The sequence below is a fragment of the Amycolatopsis sp. BJA-103 genome (genome assembly GCF_002849735.1).
In the GTDB taxonomy this organism is placed as follows: domain Bacteria; phylum Actinomycetota; class Actinomycetes; order Mycobacteriales; family Pseudonocardiaceae; genus Amycolatopsis.
Genome location: NZ_CP017780.1, coordinates 4,615,871 through 4,632,406, shown reverse-complemented (window position 1 = coordinate 4,632,406; position 16,536 = coordinate 4,615,871). Strand labels below are relative to the sequence as shown.

16 protein-coding genes are annotated in these 16,536 nt (G+C 66.8%); 10 read left to right on the top strand and 6 right to left on the bottom strand.

From position 1 onward, the window contains the following. Window positions 1-138 precede the first annotated feature (138 nt). Both BKN51_RS19990 and BKN51_RS19985 read left to right on the top strand, forming a co-directional pair. Complete coding sequence (locus BKN51_RS19990; RefSeq protein ID WP_101609088.1) at window positions 139-546, top strand: neocarzinostatin apoprotein domain-containing protein; 408 nt, start codon at window positions 139-141, stop codon at window positions 544-546. Between the two features lie 241 nt (window positions 547-787). After that, window positions 788-1,810, top strand: a complete 1,023-nt coding sequence (locus BKN51_RS19985; protein ID WP_101609087.1) for a cobalamin B12-binding domain-containing protein — start codon at window positions 788-790, stop codon at window positions 1,808-1,810. Window positions 1,811-1,870: 60 nt separating this feature from the next. Here BKN51_RS19985 and BKN51_RS19980 read toward each other — a convergent pair whose 3' ends face one another. Both BKN51_RS19980 and BKN51_RS19975 read right to left on the bottom strand, forming a co-directional pair. Next, window positions 1,871-2,827 carry a DUF1152 domain-containing protein gene (locus BKN51_RS19980; protein WP_101613332.1) on the bottom strand — a complete coding sequence of 319 codons (957 nt, stop codon included), beginning with the start codon at window positions 2,825-2,827 and terminating at the stop codon, window positions 1,871-1,873. A gap of 51 nt (window positions 2,828-2,878) precedes the next feature. Beyond that, window positions 2,879-3,805, bottom strand: coding sequence for a hypothetical protein (locus BKN51_RS19975; protein WP_101609086.1), 927 nt, complete (start codon window positions 3,803-3,805; stop codon window positions 2,879-2,881). A 288-nt stretch (window positions 3,806-4,093) separates the two neighbouring features. On the opposite strand from BKN51_RS19975, the gene BKN51_RS19970 reads away from it, so the two are divergent. Both BKN51_RS19970 and BKN51_RS19965 read left to right on the top strand, forming a co-directional pair. Then, a complete protein-coding gene (locus BKN51_RS19970) occupies window positions 4,094-5,218 on the top strand; it encodes a sensor histidine kinase (protein ID WP_158255838.1) in 1,125 nt (374 codons plus the stop codon). Continuing rightward, window positions 5,215-5,865 (top strand): response regulator, encoded by a 651-nt coding sequence (locus tag BKN51_RS19965; protein ID WP_101609084.1) that lies wholly within the window; start codon window positions 5,215-5,217, stop codon window positions 5,863-5,865. The genes BKN51_RS19970 and BKN51_RS19965 overlap by 4 nt, the downstream gene beginning before the upstream one ends. 52 nt (window positions 5,866-5,917) lie before the next feature. Here BKN51_RS19965 and BKN51_RS19960 read toward each other — a convergent pair whose 3' ends face one another. Then, on the bottom strand, window positions 5,918-6,085 hold the full coding sequence (locus BKN51_RS19960; RefSeq protein ID WP_158255839.1) for a hypothetical protein: 168 nt from the start codon (window positions 6,083-6,085) through the stop codon (window positions 5,918-5,920). A 214-nt stretch (window positions 6,086-6,299) separates the two neighbouring features. Here BKN51_RS19960 and BKN51_RS43165 point away from each other — a divergent pair, with 214 nt between their 5' ends. The 3 genes from BKN51_RS43165 to BKN51_RS19945 all read left to right on the top strand — a co-directional run bounded on the left by BKN51_RS43165 (window position 6,300) and on the right by BKN51_RS19945 (window position 10,381). Then, window positions 6,300-8,414, top strand: coding sequence for a sigma-70 family RNA polymerase sigma factor (locus BKN51_RS43165; protein ID WP_146044434.1), 2,115 nt, complete (start codon window positions 6,300-6,302; stop codon window positions 8,412-8,414). Between the two features lie 263 nt (window positions 8,415-8,677). Beyond that, window positions 8,678-9,454: a hypothetical protein gene (locus BKN51_RS19950; protein WP_158255840.1), complete on the top strand. Its 777-nt coding sequence runs from the start codon at window positions 8,678-8,680 to the stop codon at window positions 9,452-9,454. A 147-nt stretch (window positions 9,455-9,601) separates the two neighbouring features. Then, window positions 9,602-10,381: an endonuclease I family protein gene (locus BKN51_RS19945; protein WP_101609080.1), complete on the top strand. Its 780-nt coding sequence runs from the start codon at window positions 9,602-9,604 to the stop codon at window positions 10,379-10,381. Between the two features lie 113 nt (window positions 10,382-10,494). Here BKN51_RS19945 and BKN51_RS19940 read toward each other — a convergent pair whose 3' ends face one another. Together BKN51_RS19940 and BKN51_RS19935 are read right to left on the bottom strand one after the other, a co-directional pair. Further along, entirely contained in the window at window positions 10,495-11,712 is a 1,218-nt protein-coding gene (locus BKN51_RS19940) for a cytochrome P450 (protein ID WP_101609079.1), read from the bottom strand. 141 nt (window positions 11,713-11,853) lie between these two features. Then, window positions 11,854-12,597 (bottom strand): TetR family transcriptional regulator, encoded by a 744-nt coding sequence (locus BKN51_RS19935; protein ID WP_101609078.1) that lies wholly within the window; start codon window positions 12,595-12,597, stop codon window positions 11,854-11,856. Between the two features lie 92 nt (window positions 12,598-12,689). On the opposite strand from BKN51_RS19935, the gene BKN51_RS19930 reads away from it, so the two are divergent. Then, window positions 12,690-13,160, top strand: coding sequence for a glycogen operon protein GlgX (locus BKN51_RS19930; protein ID WP_101609077.1), 471 nt, complete (start codon window positions 12,690-12,692; stop codon window positions 13,158-13,160). A 51-nt stretch (window positions 13,161-13,211) separates the two neighbouring features. On the opposite strand, the gene BKN51_RS19925 is transcribed toward BKN51_RS19930, so the two are convergent. After that, complete coding sequence (locus BKN51_RS19925; RefSeq protein ID WP_101609076.1) at window positions 13,212-14,453, bottom strand: lipase family protein; 1,242 nt, start codon at window positions 14,451-14,453, stop codon at window positions 13,212-13,214. A gap of 282 nt (window positions 14,454-14,735) precedes the next feature. On the opposite strand from BKN51_RS19925, the gene BKN51_RS19920 reads away from it, so the two are divergent. Together BKN51_RS19920 and BKN51_RS19915 are read left to right on the top strand one after the other, a co-directional pair. Then, window positions 14,736-15,383 carry a hypothetical protein gene (locus BKN51_RS19920; RefSeq protein WP_233224271.1) on the top strand — a complete coding sequence of 216 codons (648 nt, stop codon included), beginning with the start codon at window positions 14,736-14,738 and terminating at the stop codon, window positions 15,381-15,383. After that, the gene (locus BKN51_RS19915; RefSeq protein ID WP_101609074.1) at window positions 15,380-16,528 is read left to right on the top strand and encodes a PrsW family intramembrane metalloprotease; all 1,149 of its coding nucleotides are present in this window, start codon (window positions 15,380-15,382) and stop codon (window positions 16,526-16,528) included. Before BKN51_RS19920 ends, BKN51_RS19915 begins: the two co-directional genes overlap by 4 nt. Window positions 16,529-16,536: the final 8 nt, after the last annotated feature.

The following is a 16,536-nucleotide window of genomic DNA, read 5'->3' as shown; positions in this document are numbered from 1 at the left end:
CGTGACAAGATCTCGATGGCGGTCAAGAAGGAATATGACAAGGAAAGGGCCGCCTGAATTCCTCTCACTGTCGGCGGTTGACGCCCTTCCGGCGTCGACGGCAGACTTATTCCGGTAAGTTTCCGTGGAGGGGGACCAATGAAATCATCGAGTCTTGCCGTCAAGGGTGCGCTTGTCGCCCTGATCGCCGTGCTGGGCCTCGGTAGCACGTTCTTTGCCGCAGCGGCAAGGGAATCGGACTGGACGCTGACCGTTTCGCCGTCGACGAATCTCGCCGCGGAGCAAATCGTCAGTGTCGGCATCGGTGGCTTCACGCCGAATCGGCAGACGATGCTGCTCGAATGCACGATAGAGGGAGACTGTTACACCATCGGATACCCGATTTCGGATGCGAACGGTGGTATATCGACCACGGCCACGGTCTTCCGATATCTGTCCTGGGACGAGCTGGACTACGATTGCAAGGCTCCGGGCGGAGGATGCGAGGTCGTCGCCGCCGATCTTGACACGGGCGAGCTGAAGAAGGTGCCACTTACCTTCCACTAGGGGCGTTCAGCGGGCTTGCTTCAGGTAGGACCGGACCTCGGCGGAGCCTGGCCGAGGTGACCGATCGCGTCGTCGTGACGGCCGATTTCGTGGCAGATGTCCCTGAGGGCGTTCCGCAAGGGTCGCTGAACCGGCGTAATCCGGTAACGGCGAGTGCCGGTTCAGCGACTCCGAGTCTGACAGGTTTCCGCACCGGCACTATCCCGAGGAGGGGTCGCCGAAATGCCCTCCCGGTCACCACATGGCTGATGACGCGACGCGAAGGCCGAGAGACGCGCTGCTGCGGGCAGCGGTGTCAGGGGACGAGACGGCCGCGAGGAAGGCCGCGCTGGCGGGCCTGGACGCGGGGCTGGGGGCCGAGACCGTCCTGCTGGAGATCATCGGCGGGGCGCAGCGCCGGATAGGCGAACAGTGGGCCACGAACCGGCTCACGGTCGCCCAGGAGCACGCCGCCACGGCGATCAACGAGCGGGTCATCGTCAGCCTCGGCATCGCCGTCGGCCGTCCCCGGCCGCATCTGCCCCGCGTCGTGGTGGCGTGTGTGGATGGGGAATGGCACGTACTGGCGGCCCGCTTGCTGGCCGAAGTGCTGATATTGCGTGGTTTCCAGGTCGACTTCCTCGGCGGGCAAGTGCCCCCGCCGCATTTGATCGCGCACGTGAGGAGCACCAAGCCGCAGATGGTGGCGCTGTCCGGTTCCCTGGCGCCTCGTCTGCCGACAGCGCATACGACCGTTTGTGCCTGCCACGGCGCCGGAACGGCCGTCGTGATCGGCGGCAGCGCCTTCGGCCCGGACGGGCGTTACGCGTCGATGCTCGGCGCGGACCTGTGGGCGCCGGGCCCGCGCGAGGCCGCGGTCGAGCTCGCGCGGGCACTTCCGGTGAGTCCCCGTGACACCCATCGGCCGATCGAGGATCTGCCCCATTTGGCGGACCAGGAGTACACGCTCGTGACGCGGCTCCGACCGCGGCTGGTGCGCGCCATGCGAACCGTGCTCGACGTCTTCCCCCGCGACCACGATGACCGCGCCTGGTTTCGCGACAGCTTGACGCAGATCGTCGACTTCCTCGGCGCGGCGGTCTATGTCGGCGAATCGCGGCCGTTCGCCGAACATCTCGAATGGCTCGAAGGGTTTCTGGCGGCGCGGGGGATCACCGACGGGTTTCTGAGCCCGGTTCTCGATACCTTGGCCGAGGAACTACGGGACTTTCCCCGCACTCTTCGGATCCTGTCGGAGGTACGTCGTGAGGTGCCCGGCCGGTAGGCCGGTGTGGCGTGGCCGGGACCAGCCGGCACCTCAGCCGCATTTCCCTTCACGACTCGATCAGTGCGGAAAGGCCTGCCCCGGCCGCAGGAGCACGGTGTCGCGGTGGTCCGTGATGGCCCGCGCCACGTCGAGCATGGTTTCGGTGTCCCGCAGCCTGTCGAGGTAGCCCACGGACGCGGCGAGCATCCTCAGGTCGACGGTGAAATACATGCCCATCAGCGGGTTCACGAACAGTTCGCTGCCCGCCGTGCGCGAAGTGAACGCCACGTTCCCGAACTCTCCTCGCAGCGCCGCCGCGATCTGCCCGTTCACGATGCTCGGCCGGATCGGGGTGGCCGCTTGCGCGTGCGCGACGGCATCCCGGTAGGCCTGCGCTTCCGGTGACGCGGAAGGGATCGACAGCGCTCCCAGGTAGCCACCGGCCCGGTCGAGCGCGGCCAGGTTCTCCAGCACGTGGGAGTGGCACACGCCGTGATAGGAGTCGATCCCGAAACCCAGGCACGCCACGAGCCTGTCGACGTCCTCGATCGCGGAGACGGCGGCAAGGCTGGTCATGTCCTCTTCGGGCGTCCCGAGCCCGGACTCGTCGCCGCGCATGAGGATGTCCGTGCCGCCGTCCACCAGCACGATCGCGTCCACGCCCAGATGCCGCACGAGCGCGCGATAGGCCGCCCGCAACCGCCGGACCCCGGTGCGGGGGAACGCGTGCACCGTCGATGGCAGGCCCTGATCGCGTAGCCACCGGGCGAGCGTGCGTTCGGGGAAGTAGTCGTCGCTGCCCACGCTGTCGGCCCCGACGGCCGCGACGTCCGGTGCCACCCAGTCGTCCAGATCGAGTCGCGCGAGTTCGCTGAACGACAGGTTCGCCAGGTGCACCCGCTTGCCTTGGGCTCGTAACGCGAAGGCCAGCGGCAGAGCCGCGTAGACGTCGAATCCGCCACCTGCCCCGGCCAGAAGGACATTCGACGCCGATTTCAACCGGGCGAACAACGGCGGCTCCGTCAAAGAGAACACCTCCCCATCGTAGAGAGCACCGTCGTCCGCGACCGTCATCGGCAGCAGCTTTCAGTGAGTGCTCGTAGACGAGGGGCCTGGAACGCTGTGCTCGCTTCGCTGCGAACCTTCACCAGCGCGAACTCGTGTGACAGGTGGTTTCGTGCCCCAGCGGGTCTTGCCACCGGGTTTGAAGACGGACAGATAGGTCGCCGTCCACAACACGGCCGCGAAGACGATCATGCAGATCATCAGCGTCAGCCCGGTTCCACCGGGCTGGGTGGCCGGGTCGGCGGTCCGTTCGGCGAGTTCCCGTACCCACTGGCTTTCCACGATCGCGGCCGCCGGAATGCACAACGCGATCACGAGTTTGAGCAGGACCCACCAATGCTTCACCAGGCCCCATTTGCCGCCCAGCGAGACCACCAGGCCAGTGAGAATGGACAGCATCATCGTAGGAATGACGATGAACAGATCGAAGACGTGCATCAATTCGTAGGAGGAATGCCGCAATATGGCGCTTTCCGTGGTATAGCCCACGGTGCTGAGTACCACCATGGCCACCGCGATACCGAGCCAGCTCACCGACAGCCCGACATGCAGCATCACCCACAGTTTCCTTTTACCAGGGGACAGTCTTGGGAAAGTCGGCCGCAAGAAGCCGAGAATCACCGCGGAGAAAGCCATGCCGGCGAGCGGGAGCGGTCCGGGGAAGCTGAACAGGAACTGCACCGGGATGAACACCAGATGGAAGACGATGGCCGTCCGGCGGGCTCGCGAAGTCCCGGAGCGCAGCGCGCAACAGGCCGAAACCGCGGCGGCGAGAAGATAGCCCGCGAAGCCCAGGCTCTGGATGAGCGGGAGGACGGCGTTCTCGCCGGGGATGATCACCAGGGCGGTGAGGACCGAGAACGCGGCGAACGCCCACTGCGTCCGCGTCAGCCGGGCGGCCGCTGTCCGTACCTGGACATCGGCACCCGTTCTGTTCGAGGGATTCATGCTGGTCACCTCTCCTGCTTTCGGTGCAGGCGCAGGTCATTACGTGGTCCCTCTCGCCTGTGGGTCCGAACCTAGGAGAAGGCCGGCGCCGTCCGCGTCGCACGAAGTGATCCCACCGGTAGGCCGGAAGTCGCGTCATTACCGCCACCGGCTACATCGATCGACTGATCCGGTACGTCCGGATCACGTACTCCGGCTCCACTCGATCATTCCCTCTAGACTCGGAGGATGATCTCGCTGAGTTCCGCCCAGCGGTGGTGTGGGTGGAAACCATCGGGGCGCCGTCACATGATCATCGATTCGGCGGTGGCGCTGGCGTGCGTGATCGGCACTTTCCTCTGGTCGGGGCCACAGCAGTTCGCCCCCGACTTCGGCTTTCCTCTCCTCGGCGGTGACAACCGGCTGATCGCCTCGATCCCGGTCGCCCTGCTGACGGGCGCCGCCGCGATGGTGCGCAGGCGCAAGCCGATTTTCCTGGTGGTCGCGAGCCTCGTCAGCTGGACGATGCTTTCGGCGATCGTCGGGGTGGTCTTCGGCCTGTACGCGCTGGCGGCTTTCGAGAAGTCGCGACGGTTGATGGCCGTCATCGCCGCGATCGCGCTGGTGATCGTCGGATTCCCCTTCTGGCGCCTCGGCGGTTTCGACGCGAGCGTTCCGATCAGTACGGCACTCTGCCTGGCACCGACGTTGCTCGGCCTGTGGAGCTTCACTCATCGTGAACTGGTGGACAATCTGCTCGAACGCGCTTCCCGGTTGGAGCGCGAACGCGATCTGCTCGCCGAACAGGCCCGCGCCGAGGAGCGCACCCGCATCGCTCGCGACATGCACGACGTGGTCGCGCACCGGGTCAGCCTGATCGTGTTGCACGCCGCGACAGCGGAGGTCTCGGAGGACAGCGAAAGACTCCAGCTGACCAAGAAGATCCGGTCCATCGGCCGGGACGCGCTCAGCGAACTCCGGCAAGTGCTGGAGGTGCTGCGGATCGGTGACGCGCCACTGTCCCCGCAGCCCCGCATCGAGGACATCGCCGGACTCGCCGCTCAGTCCCGCGCAGTGGGCGCCCGGGTCGAAGTGGAGACACTCGGTGAGGTCCGTCCGCTGCCGTCCATCGTGGAACAGGCAAGTTACCGTGTCGTCCAGGAGGCACTGACCAACGTGCACAAGCATGCGAAGAACGCCGACACCCGGATCCGCATGGTCTACGGTCCCGAGGAGTTCCGGCTGATCATCACCAATCAGCGGCCTGCCTCGGTTCCGGTGCCGGACACACTGCCCGATGGCGGCTTCGGGATCATCGGCCTACGGGAGAGGATCAGGCTGATCGGCGGCGCGCTCAGTTGCGGGGCGACCCTCGACGGCGGGTTCGAGGTCGAAGCGGTCATTCCGCTGCCGTCGACGGGATCCGGCTCATGATCCGGGTGATGGTGGTCGACGACGAATGGATGGTGCGGTCCATGCTGCGCACCATTCTGGAGGCGGCCGGTGACATGTCGGTGGTGGCCGAAGCATCCGACGGGATCTCCGCAGTGGAAGAGGCCGAGCGGTGCCAGCCGGATGTCGCGCTGGTCGACATCCGGATGCCGGAGTCCGACGGGCTCGCCGCGACCGCGCGGCTGCAGTCCCTGCCGCGACCGCCGAGGGTCATCGTGCTGACCACGTTCGATCTCGACGAGTACGTGCAAACCGCACTTCGCAACGGCGCCGTCGGGTTCCTGCTCAAGGATTCCGCGGGCGACGACATGATCACCGCGATCAGGGCGGTCGCCGCGGGCGACGCCATGCTCGCGCCGAGCATCACCCGCCGTCTGCTGCACACCTTCACCGAACGCGAACCGTCCCGCCAGGCCGAGGCGCTGAAACAGCTGGACGTCCTGACAGCCAAGGAACGCGAGGTCCTGGCCGCCGTGGCGGAGGGGCTGGCCAACGCCGACGTCGCGAGCCGCCTGTATCTGAGCGAGGCGACCGTCAAGACTCATGTGAGTCGCATCCTGAGCAAGTTGAAGCTGACCAACCGGGTGCAGGCCGCGATTCTCGCGCACCGTGCCGGTCTGGTCAGCTGACGCCGGATGTAGTCTACTGTAGACAGTGGTGCTGATCCCGCCGTTCGCGAGATCAGCGGGGTGCCGGGCTCGTCGCCTCCGTTCGCTTCCGTCGCTTGACGGCGCTCATCAGCAGTATCGCGCTCAGCTCGGCGGTGGGCGCCGCCACGAGTTGCAGCACGTCACGCACGGAGCCGGGGTCGGTCAGCAGGTTTCCCGCCACGACGACCGCGCAGAGCATGATCAGAACAATGATTCGTTGCCGTTTGGCTTGGTCCATGCAGATACGTGTGGCGGAGTCCGGAATTCTTCCCGAAATCACCGGACGCGAGCGCAAAGCACTCACTCGGAGTACTGCTCAACCGATCGAGTGAACTTCCGGGTAAAAGGGGAAGGAATGGTTTCGAGGCGCACGTACTCCGTGAGAATGCAAGCGCACTTGATGGAGGAAATCCGTGACGCACGTTGATGATCAGCCGGCTTTGGCGCCGTCGGCCGACGGCGCCGAGGAAGCGCACGTGAGGTACGGCAGGGAGGTCGAAGACTTCACCGCCGCGCCCACCGGGCAACGGGTGCAGGCCTTCGAGAAGATCATGGAGTCCCATGGCGACTACTTGATCAAGGTCTGCCGCTCCCGGTACGGGTTCGACCGCGAAACCGCTCTGAGGATGGTCACGTCCACGTTCGGTGACGCCTGGGCGGGATTGCACAGGATCCAGAAACCGCGGACGGTGCGAAGCTGGTTGACGACGATTCTCTTGCGTAATTGCCGGGATGTTCGCAATCCACGCCCGCGCGAGATAGTGGGTGAAACTTTTCCTGAGAATCGGCTTTCCGATCAAGTAGGGTCGGTCGAAGAGCCCATCGGCGACAGTGAAGTGCGTGAAGAGCTCATCCGGCTCGTAGGTCTTATCGAGAAAACACTTCCCGCTGACAAGCGGCGATTCCACGACCTGTATTTCGGCCAGGGCATCGACGGTCAAGAGCTGGCAGCCGAGCTGGACATCAAGGTCAGCACGGCCTACACCCGGATTCACCGTCAGAAGACCTGGCTGGCCAAGGCCGTCGAGGCGGAGCTGATGGTCCGGGCGCTCGGGCATGGCTGGTCCTGTGCGGGGTTGTCGAAGATCCTCGCCAAAGCCGGTCATCGGGTGCGGGACACCGAGGTGATGCCCTACGGCCTGCGCAAGAGGGTGATGAGCTTCCTCGACAAGCACGACGAGAAATGCGAGGGATGCGCGGAGTTCGGCAAGGCGCGCGAACGTGTCCGCCGTCGGTGGTCGCCGTGGGTTGTCGTGGTCCCCGCGATGTGGGCGCCCTGGCTGCTTCGTGACACCACGCCCGTGATCGAGCCGGTTTCCCACGAAACCGCGTACTCGCACGATTCGCGTCCTGAACGGCCCGTGAGGCGCATCCGGCACCGGCTCGCCCCGGGCATCCCCGCCCTCCTCGGCTTGACGCTGCTCCTGATCGTCCCCTCGACGACCGGTGCCGATGTCTCTCAGGGCGGCCCTTCGGGCTCAGCGCCCGCGACCACCGCTCCCGGGCAGGCCGCACCCGGCACTCCCGGGCAGTGGAGCAGCGGGGGACAGGATCAGGGTGGTGCCCGCGGCGAAGCGCTCCCGGGAACTCCCGGCCCCGGCGCGGTGCCGGGCGACGTCCCGGCCGCGCTGATTCCGATCACACCTCCGCCGCCCGGCGTACTGGCGCTCACCCCGGCGTCTGTCGACCTTCCCCTCTACGGGACCACGGCGTCCGTGGGAGTCACCGCGGGCAGCGACATGTCCTGGACCGCGACCGTCACCGACCCCTCGATCACCGTGGCGCCGTCAGGTGGCGCGGTGGTGGCGGGCCGCACGATCCCGGTCAAGATCACTGTCGACCCGAAGGCCGCGATTCCGTCCGGCGCAAGGATCGTCGTCACGGCGTCGACCGGGCAGAAGGTCACGGTGCCCGTGCGGCGGCCGGTGCCCGGCCGGATCGGCGTCACCGCGCCACGGCTCGACCTGGGCGCGCAAGCCTCCACCGCGACCTTCAGTGTCACGGCCTCCAAGGGAAACCTGAACTGGTCGACATCGTCCCCGCATCCGGCGCTGAGTGTCGGCCCTGTCGGTGGCTCGCTGACCGCGGGCAAAGGCTCGCTCGTGACCGTCCGGCTGACCCGGCCGATCAGGACCGGTGGCGACGTTCCACTGCGCCTGACCACGCCGGACGGGCAGCAGGCGACGGTGATGGTGCGGTGGTTGCCCAGCCCGGGAACGCTGCGCACCAGCACCGGTTCGGTCCGCATCGGGGCATCGGAGTTTCAAGAACGGTTCACGGTCGGCTTCGACGGCGGTGCGAACACGTGGACGGCGACCGTGTCCGCGCCCGGGTGCGCGATGCCCAAGTGCCGGCTGTCGATCTCCCCGGCGTCGGGTTCGGGAAGCGCGGAGATCATCGTCCGGTTGGAGCCGCATCCGTCGCTCGACGATCCCGGCGCGCACAGCACGGGAACGATCACGCTGACCACCCCGGACGGGCAGCGCGCCACGGTCCGCGTGACGTGGGATCCCTACGAACCCGGGTGAGCCGCGGATCTTGGCGCGATTACGCAAGATCGATTGACAAACTCTGTGGGTGCGCCCGATATCGCGGGTCACGAGATTGCCGAGTGGGCAAGCGATGTGTCAACATCGTCGATATGACGGTCGGTGACGCCGGAATGGCTACTTTCGTCTTCTTGAAGGAAAGAATCCACGGGATGCTGGCATCCACTGGCTGCAGCTTCGACGTCTATCCGCACGGGTCTTCGGTGAAGGGGACCCGAATCGACCCGCGCGGCGACGTCGACGTGGTGGTCGAACTGTGCCATCCGATCGTGCCCACTTGGCGGGACGGCTTCGAGGCGGCCCAGGGTACGAGCTTCGGCAAACGGGTGCAGGGGCGGGCACCCACTCCGGAATTCCTGTGGTTCAAGGAAACCATCGCGCAAGCGCTGAGCTACGACTTCGAGACGATGTCGCCGGGACTGGGATCGACGGTCGCGTGGGGCAAGGTCCAGAAGGTGCTCAAGGTGACACCGGTCTTTCCCGGCCACGTCAACGCCGATCTGCTGATCTGCCAGCGATTCCTGGAAACACCGCCCGTTTCCAGGAAAACCGCGGAGGCGGGTGTCATTTTCTGGGATGGATACGGTGAACCGCAGGTCGGTCATCCGAAGAAGTACATCGCGAAGGTCAAGGAAAAAGACAGGCGAACGAGCGGAATGTACACGCAATTCGTGCGGCATCTGAAAAGCAACCATGCCGATCTCAAATATCGCGGCTCCGGAAACCGGCGCTCGCCCGCTCCGTCCCGCCAGCTCGCCACGGACTCGTCGCTGGGGGTTTCCTCGGCGACACTGGAGATGCTGGCCTACGGGGTTCCCAACGATCACTACACTCCCCGGAACCTGAACTCGACGCGAAAAAAGGTGAGGACCTATCTTCGTGGGGTCGCCGAGAACGAACGCTCGCGTCAGTCGTTCGTACCTTGGGATCTCGTCAACGACACCACGTACCCGCACTGGATCGAGTTCATGCACGGAGAGTTCAGGACGGTGCTGTCGGACGACAGGATGTGGGCCTGAGGAACAGTTCCGGCGGCGAGTGAGCGCTCAGGCGGCGGGGGCCTATTGACAAGCATGACAGTATTTTTCCAACTAGATGACTAGTGCGTTGTCCGGTGTCGTCGGCGAACGGCGATCCGGGCGGCGCCTCTGGGGAGAGGACTGTTCATGCAGCCGGCCCGCCGTATCGCCCAAGTAGTCGCGCTCACCGTCGCGGTGGGGATCACCTTGGCGGCGCCGGCCTCGGCGAGACCACTCGCGGCAGGCGACGACTACTACCAGGACGCGGTGGGCAAGACCGGTGCCGAACTCAAGTCGGCGTTGCACAAGATCATCAGTACCAACACCAAGCTGACCTACGAGCAGGTGTGGGACGGGATCAAGGCCACCGACGAAGATCCCGCCAATGCGGCGAACGTCGTGCTGCTCTACAGCGGCCGCTCGCAAGCGAAGACCGCCAACGGCGGCGGTGTCGACCAGTGGAACCGGGAACATGTCTGGGCGAAGTCGCACGGCGACTTCGGCACCGCGACCGGGCCCGGTACCGACCTGCACCATCTGCGTGCCGAGGACGTGTCGGTCAACAGCACCCGGGGGAACAAGGACTTCGACGCCGGTGGTTCCCCGGTCGACGAAGCGCCCGGCAGCCTGACCGACGACGATTCGTTCGAGCCGCGGGACGCGGCGAAGGGCGACGTGGCCCGCATGATCCTGTACATGGCCGTTCGCTACGACGGCACCGACGGCTTTGCCGATCTGGAGCCCAACGATGCCGTCGACAACGGCTCCAAGCCCAACATCGGCCGTCTCTCGATGCTGTTGAAGTGGAACAGTCAGGATCCGCCCGACGCCGGCGAGCAGCGCCGCAACCAGGTCATCTACGACCAGTTCCAGCACAACCGCAATCCCTTCATCGACCATCCCGAATGGGCCGACTCCATCTATTGAGAGGTAAGGCAAAGGGTGACGGGATGAGGGTGCCCTTCGCCGTGTCCGATGCTGGGCGGCACCGAGGCAGGCGGCGCCGTCCGGAAAACGACGCCGCCCATGGCCCTTCCGGATCACCAGGTGACGGGTAGCTCCCGCACCGTGTAGAAGATCGCGTTCTCGTCGAAGGCCAGTTCCTCCAGAGGTGCCGTCAGTTTCAGAGTCGGTATGCGTCGATAGAGCGTGCTGTAGACGACCTGAAGCTCTGCCCGGGCCAGCGGGGCGCCGAGGCACAAGTGCTTGCCGTGGCCGAAAGCGAGATGGTGGCGGGACTCGCGCCCGATGTCGAGCCCGTCGGGATCCGGGAAGGCCGAGCGGTCCCGGTTGGCCGCGCTCTTCACGGCGATGATGCCTTCGCCGGCGCGGATGAGTTGGCCACCGATCTCCAGATCCTCCCGCGCGACACGGCGGGCTTCGGTGTGGGTGATGGACAAATAGCGCAGGAGTTCTTCCACGGCGCCGGCCACCGCCGCGGGATCGTCGCCGTCCCGGAGTTCTCGGAGCTGATCCGGGTGGGTCAGGAGCGCGATCGTGCCCAAGGTGATCATGCTCGCGGTGGTGTCGTGTCCGGCCACGAGGAGAAGCTGGCCCAGCGTGGCGATCTCGCGGGGAGTCATCGCGCCGGTCCGGAACTGTTCGACGGTCAGTGTGCTGAGCAAGTCTTCGCCAGGCTCAGCGTTCTTCGCGGCCACCAGGTCTTCCAGGTAGGTGTTCAGTCGTTCGCTGGCGGCCATGGCCTGTCCGGGATCGAGTTCGTCCATCACGAGTGTGCGCGCGACGCCTTGGAAGAAGTCGCGGTCGGTGTAGGGCACGCCGAGCAGTTCGCAAATCACCTGTGAGGGGACCGGCAACGCGAAGGCCTCGACCAGATCCACCGGCCCGGGGGAGGCGAGCATCGCGTCGACGAGGTCGTCGACGATCCGCTGGATCCGGGGCCGCAAGGCCGCCATCTTCTTGATCGTGAATTCCGGCGTCAGCAGCCGCCGCTGGGCGGTGTGTTCCGGCGCGTCCATCTGCATCAACGTTTTCATCCGCGTGTCACGCGCCTTGCTCACCGCGTTGGTGTGCGGGAAGGCGGGCCGCGTGGCGTCGACGCTGACCCGTGGGTCGGCCAGCACCGCTCGCACGTCCGCGTGCCGCGTGATCAGCCAGGGCGTACTGCCGTCCCACAACCTCACCCGCGACACCGGCTCGAGTTCGGCCCGCCGGGTCAATTCCGGTGCCGGGTCGAGTGGGCAACCCGCCGCCCGGGCCATCGGAAACGACTGTGCCGCAGCCTTTTCGCCGGTCATGGAGCCTCCTTGTGTCGATCACTGATGCGCCTGCAGCATGCCGGTGGCGGGCACCCCGGTAATCGGACAAATCGGATGTTAGATGGCTCACATTCGGGGACGCCGCGTGAATGACACTGAGTGTCAGTGCGGGCCGGGTGCCTACTGTTCGCCGCCGCGGTTCAGTGCCGCGGTGACCTGGGCGATGACCTCGGACATGGGCGCCGCCGAACTCAGCACGGCGACCACGGTGGTCTCCTGGCCGGACGCGGCGGGCCCGCCGGTGCGGAACGCGTCGGTGACCAGTGTGAACGCCTCGTTCGCGCCGGCCGCGATGTCGTCCTTGCCACCGCTGCGCAGCCAACGGCGCAGCACGTGGTTGTTGGCGGCCGCGATCGCCGCGGCGGCCACCGCCGCGCGCAGGGCGGCCATCGGGTCGCCCTGCTCCTCGAACCGGCCCTGGAGATAGCGGGCGAGTACGCGCTGATAGCGGTCGACGGTCGCGACCTCCTTGTCCCGCAACGAAGGCACGGTGCGGGTCAAGGTGAAGCGCTTGAGGGAACCGTCGATGTCGGCGGCGTAGGAGTCGAGTACCAGGCGCACCGCGGCGCAGCCCACCTCCACCGGCTCGCACGCCGGGTCCGCGGTGGCGAAGACCTCTTCCATCTCCGCCACGATCTCGTCGTGATTGGCGAAGAGGACGTCGTCCTTCGCGTCGAAGTACCGGAAGAACGTGCGGCGGCCGACTCCCGCGGCGGCGGCGATCTCGTCCACCGTGGTGGCTTCGTATCCCTGGGTCACGAACAGATCCACCGCCGCGGTGGCGAGCGAACGGCGCAGTTGGCGCCGGCCGGCGGGGGTCGCCCCGACCCGGGTGGCCGGTACGCGTCGTGACGGATCCGTCATGGCGGGGACGGTAGCAGTTCTGCTTGCTAATGACACTGAGTGCCGTTACGGTGAGAGGCACTCCACACCCCGCCCAGTGGAAGGCGTCGCCGATGACCCTCGACCAGCAGATCCAGCCAAGCGAGTCTTCCGCGCTGCGGGAATCGGCGGCCGAGGACTTCGAGGCCTACTACGGCAGGCTCTTCGGCTGGTCGGTGAAACGGCAGGGGTCCCGGCCGTTTCTGGTACTGGAGAACGGCATCTGCGCGGTGACGGTCCCCAGGCTCAGTGCCGGACCGGTCCTCGACGGCCTCGCCGCGACAGGCTGCGAGGGGCCCGCGTTCGTCATCCCGTCGCGACTCGGGCCGCGCGTGGCCATGCTCGCCGAGACGGACGGCCTCGTTCCTCCGCGCGCCGCTCTGCCCAAGGACGTCGAGGTGATCGCCGGTGGCGCGCTTCTCCCGCTGCCGATCGGCGCCCGGCGTCCGGACGTCGCGCTGGAATGGCTCACCGTCCCCGACCCCCGGCAACGGTGGCTTCCCAGTCTGGGCGCGGTCCTCGCCGGTATTCACGCGAGGTTCTGAGAGGGCTTTTCCCGGTACGGTCCGGGAAAAGCCCTCCGCGTGCTTGAGTGATCAGAACCGGCCGCAGTTGCCGGTGCCCGCCTGACCGCTGAACACGGCCCGCAGCCAGGCCGTGGCGTCAGTGGCCGCAGTGGGCATGCCCAGTGCGTGGGAGAAGAAAGGTGCGAGGGAGACCAGTTCCTTCCACTGGACGTTGGCGCCCTTGCCGCACCAGTCCTTGGCCATCTGCTTGCCCACCGCCGCGGGGATCACGTCGTCCGTCGGGCTGTGCTGGACCATGGTCGGCATGGCGGGTTTGAGGTTCCCGATCCGGTTCTCGGCGATGATCGCGTCGAACGGCGGCTGTGTCAGGTACGATGAAACCGGCTGACCGTTCTTGGTCAGCGAGCTCGTCTGCTTGAACATGAACTTGAAAACGGCGTCGAGCGTGCAGGTCTGCCGTGCCTGCAGGAACAGTTCGGCACCGGCCGGATTGGCCAGGCCGACCAAGTTGGCCTCAGGGTAGGCCTGATTGATCCCGATCAGCGCGTAACCCAGGAATCCCAGGTATATTCCGCCGTCCAGCGATTTGGCCAGTGCGGCCTTGTCGGCGGGCGGCGCGCCGGAATAGACGCCTTTGACGTTCAGTTCGGGCGCGTAGGTGGAAGCCAGTTCCGCGGCCGCCGCGGCGGCACTGCCGCCCTCGGAGTAGCCGGCGATGCCCACCGGGCCGTTCCCGGGAAGTCCGGTCCCGGGCAACCGCTGAGCCGCACGGACCACGTCGAGCACGGTGTGCGCCTCGGAAAGCCGGTTCACGTAGGGATGGTCGCCACTGCCCTCGACCCACGGTCCGAGGTAGTCGGTCTGCGCGACGGCGAACCCGGCGCCCAGCAGCGCGTCGACGAAACCGTTCTGGAATCCGGAAACCAGGTCCCGGGAACCCTCGCCCGCCAAAGTTTTCGAGGGAGCGCACTGCGCGCCCATGCCGAAGGTGAACGGTGCGTAGGCCACGATCGGCCGCTCGCCGGGACCGCTCCACGCGGTCGACGGCACCAAGACCGTTCCGCTGACGGCGACCTGCTTGTCCTTGTTGTCCCGGGAAAGGTATTGGATCCGGGTGGCTTTGGCGCCGTTGTAGGTCGAGGGCTGCGACTTGACCACGTCGCCGTTCTGCCCCGCGGGCAGTGGTGACGAAACGGTGTACACCGAGGTCGCGTCGGCGCTGGCCGGCGAGGTGCTCGCCGTCAGGAGGGCGGTCGCGATCAGCGTCGCGGTCATGGTGACGGTCATGCCACGGCGAAGGGAAATGGGCATACGGGAACTCCACATCGAGTCGGAACGTGAGGTCGGCTGACCAGGTGCCTGACTGCGATGGCCTGTCGCAGAAAGCGCGGAGATCGTGTCCTGCGCCTTGTGAAGAATGGAAACGGCTCGGTCGCACACTGTCAACGGACGACGACCGAACAGTCTCCGGGCTATCAGCGGGTGGCGACCGGCCTCGCCGGTTTCTGTCAGGCGGGTGACAGGCGTCGACGCCGCCACCCGCGTCCGCCGAAAAGATGCGGATCCGGCACGGCGCTGTTTAGAGTTTTCGCGGTGACCTCGAATTCGGGCGTGAAGGCAGCACCTCCAGGGTGGGTACCGGTCGAGCACCGTTTCCTCGGTCTCGACAAACGGACGTTCGGACCGGCTCTGATCACCCTTTCGGTGGCCTTGGTGCTCATCTACGGACTACCGGCGGTCAACGCGGTCATCCCGTGGCGCAACGAGATCCGGGCCGGTGAGGTGCTGGATCTCGGCGATGGCGCGACGGCGGTCCCGCCGGTGGGCTGGCAGCTCGAGAACGGCACGCTCGTCGGTACCGGCGCCGCGAGGCCGGAGTCGCTGCAGGCCCTGCTCGCCACGGGCGGCGCGACCATCGACCTGCGCGGCGCGTCGTACTCCGGATCCGCCGAGGCGTTCCTCGACCAGGTCGAGCGGTCGAGGGGGGCCGGCCCGGCCGGAGTCGACGGGACACAGGGCACGGTGACGACCACCGCCGGGCTGGTCGGCATCGTGCGGACCACCACCGGCCCCGCGGGTGACGGGCTCGACGTGGCGTTCAAGATGGCGGGCTCCGGTCAGGCGGCCGAGGCGGCACCCGCCTTGCTGATCACGGTCCGCACCGCGCCGGGCCAGTTCGAGCGCTATCGGGACGTGGTGGCGGGATTCCTGCGCAGCGTCGCGCCGGGGACGGGCCGATGACCGCGCCGTCGGAGGGCAAGGCGGCGCAACTGGCCGCGATCGAGCAGTCGGGCTGGGGACAGCCGTTCCGGTTCGTGCAGCCGCACAACCTGGCGTTCTGGGTGTATCTCCTCGGGATCGGCGGCGGCACGCTCTCGATGGTGCGGTACTTCGGCGCCGACGGTGGTTTCTACACCCCGGCGCTGGCCGGTGGCGTGCTGTTGTTCGGGCTCTACCTGGTGCCGTGGTTGCTGCTGCTGCGCCACCACAATCGCTACACCGCCCAACCGGCCGGACTGCTGGCGGCGGGGTTCGCGTGGGGTGGCATCGCCGCGGCGTTCTGGATCGCGCTCCCGGCGAACACCGCGCTGCTGGAGATCTGGACGAAGCTCGGCGGCACGGCTTTCGCGGCCGACTGGGCCGCCGGTCTCACCGCGCCGGTCAACGAGGAATGGGGCAAGGCACTCGGCCTGGTGCTGCTGATCGGGCTCGCGCCGAGGCTGGTCCGCAGCGCCTACGACGGTTTCATCATCGGCGCGTTCATCGGCCTGGGCTTCCAGGTCTTCGAGGACGTGCTCTACGTGTACAACGGTGCCGTCCAAAGCTTCGGTGTCGATCAGGTCGGCACCTCGCTGCAGATGTTCCTGATCCGGGGCGCGGCCGGAATCGTGTCGCACGCTCTCTTCAGCGCCGTCTTCTGCACCGGCCTGATGTGGGTCCTCGGGCGGACCCGGAGCGAGCGCAACGTGGTCCTCGGTGTGTCGACCATGCTGACGGCGATGGTGTTCCACTTCGCCTGGGACGACATGACCGGCATCAGTGGTGGCGGCTCCCTGGCCGCCGTCCTGCCCTTCGCGATCGCGGCCGTCGAGCTCACCGTGTTGTTCGCCGTCCTGCGCCGTGCCGCGCGGCAGGAACGAGCCTGGATCCGCCGGCTGCTCGGTCCGGAGGTGGAAACGAGCGTGCTGGATCCCGCCTTGCTGGACGCGGTCAGCGGCCTGCGCAAAGACCGCAAGGCTTATCGCAAGCGCTTGCACTCGCGGCGGAAGGCCCGCCACTCGATCGAAGGCGCGGGAGATCTCGCCCGTGAGATCGCCCGCGCGGGCGGACGGGAAACCGAACGAGTGGAACACGCCCGGAGCGAACTCCGCCGGCTCCGGGCGTGATCCGATCG

Coding starts and splice junctions, on each gene's coding strand:
- BKN51_RS19985 (WP_101609087.1), top strand. CDS start 788: ATGGCTGATGACGCGACGCGAAGGCCGAGAGACGCGCTGCTGCGGGCA.
- BKN51_RS19945 (WP_101609080.1), top strand. CDS start 9,602: ATGCAGCCGGCCCGCCGTATCGCCCAAGTAGTCGCGCTCACCGTCGCG.
- BKN51_RS19915 (WP_101609074.1), top strand. CDS start 15,380: ATGACCGCGCCGTCGGAGGGCAAGGCGGCGCAACTGGCCGCGATCGAG.
- BKN51_RS19975 (WP_101609086.1), bottom strand. CDS start 3,805: ATGAATCCCTCGAACAGAACGGGTGCCGATGTCCAGGTACGGACAGCG.
- BKN51_RS19935 (WP_101609078.1), bottom strand. CDS start 12,597: ATGACGGATCCGTCACGACGCGTACCGGCCACCCGGGTCGGGGCGACC.
- BKN51_RS19930 (WP_101609077.1), top strand. CDS start 12,690: ATGACCCTCGACCAGCAGATCCAGCCAAGCGAGTCTTCCGCGCTGCGG.
- BKN51_RS19990 (WP_101609088.1), top strand. CDS start 139: ATGAAATCATCGAGTCTTGCCGTCAAGGGTGCGCTTGTCGCCCTGATC.
- BKN51_RS19925 (WP_101609076.1), bottom strand. CDS start 14,453: ATGCCCATTTCCCTTCGCCGTGGCATGACCGTCACCATGACCGCGACG.
- BKN51_RS19940 (WP_101609079.1), bottom strand. CDS start 11,712: ATGACCGGCGAAAAGGCTGCGGCACAGTCGTTTCCGATGGCCCGGGCG.
- BKN51_RS19965 (WP_101609084.1), top strand. CDS start 5,215: ATGATCCGGGTGATGGTGGTCGACGACGAATGGATGGTGCGGTCCATG.
- BKN51_RS19960 (WP_158255839.1), bottom strand. CDS start 6,085: ATGCTCTGCGCGGTCGTCGTGGCGGGAAACCTGCTGACCGACCCCGGC.
- BKN51_RS19970 (WP_158255838.1), top strand. CDS start 4,094: ATGATCATCGATTCGGCGGTGGCGCTGGCGTGCGTGATCGGCACTTTC.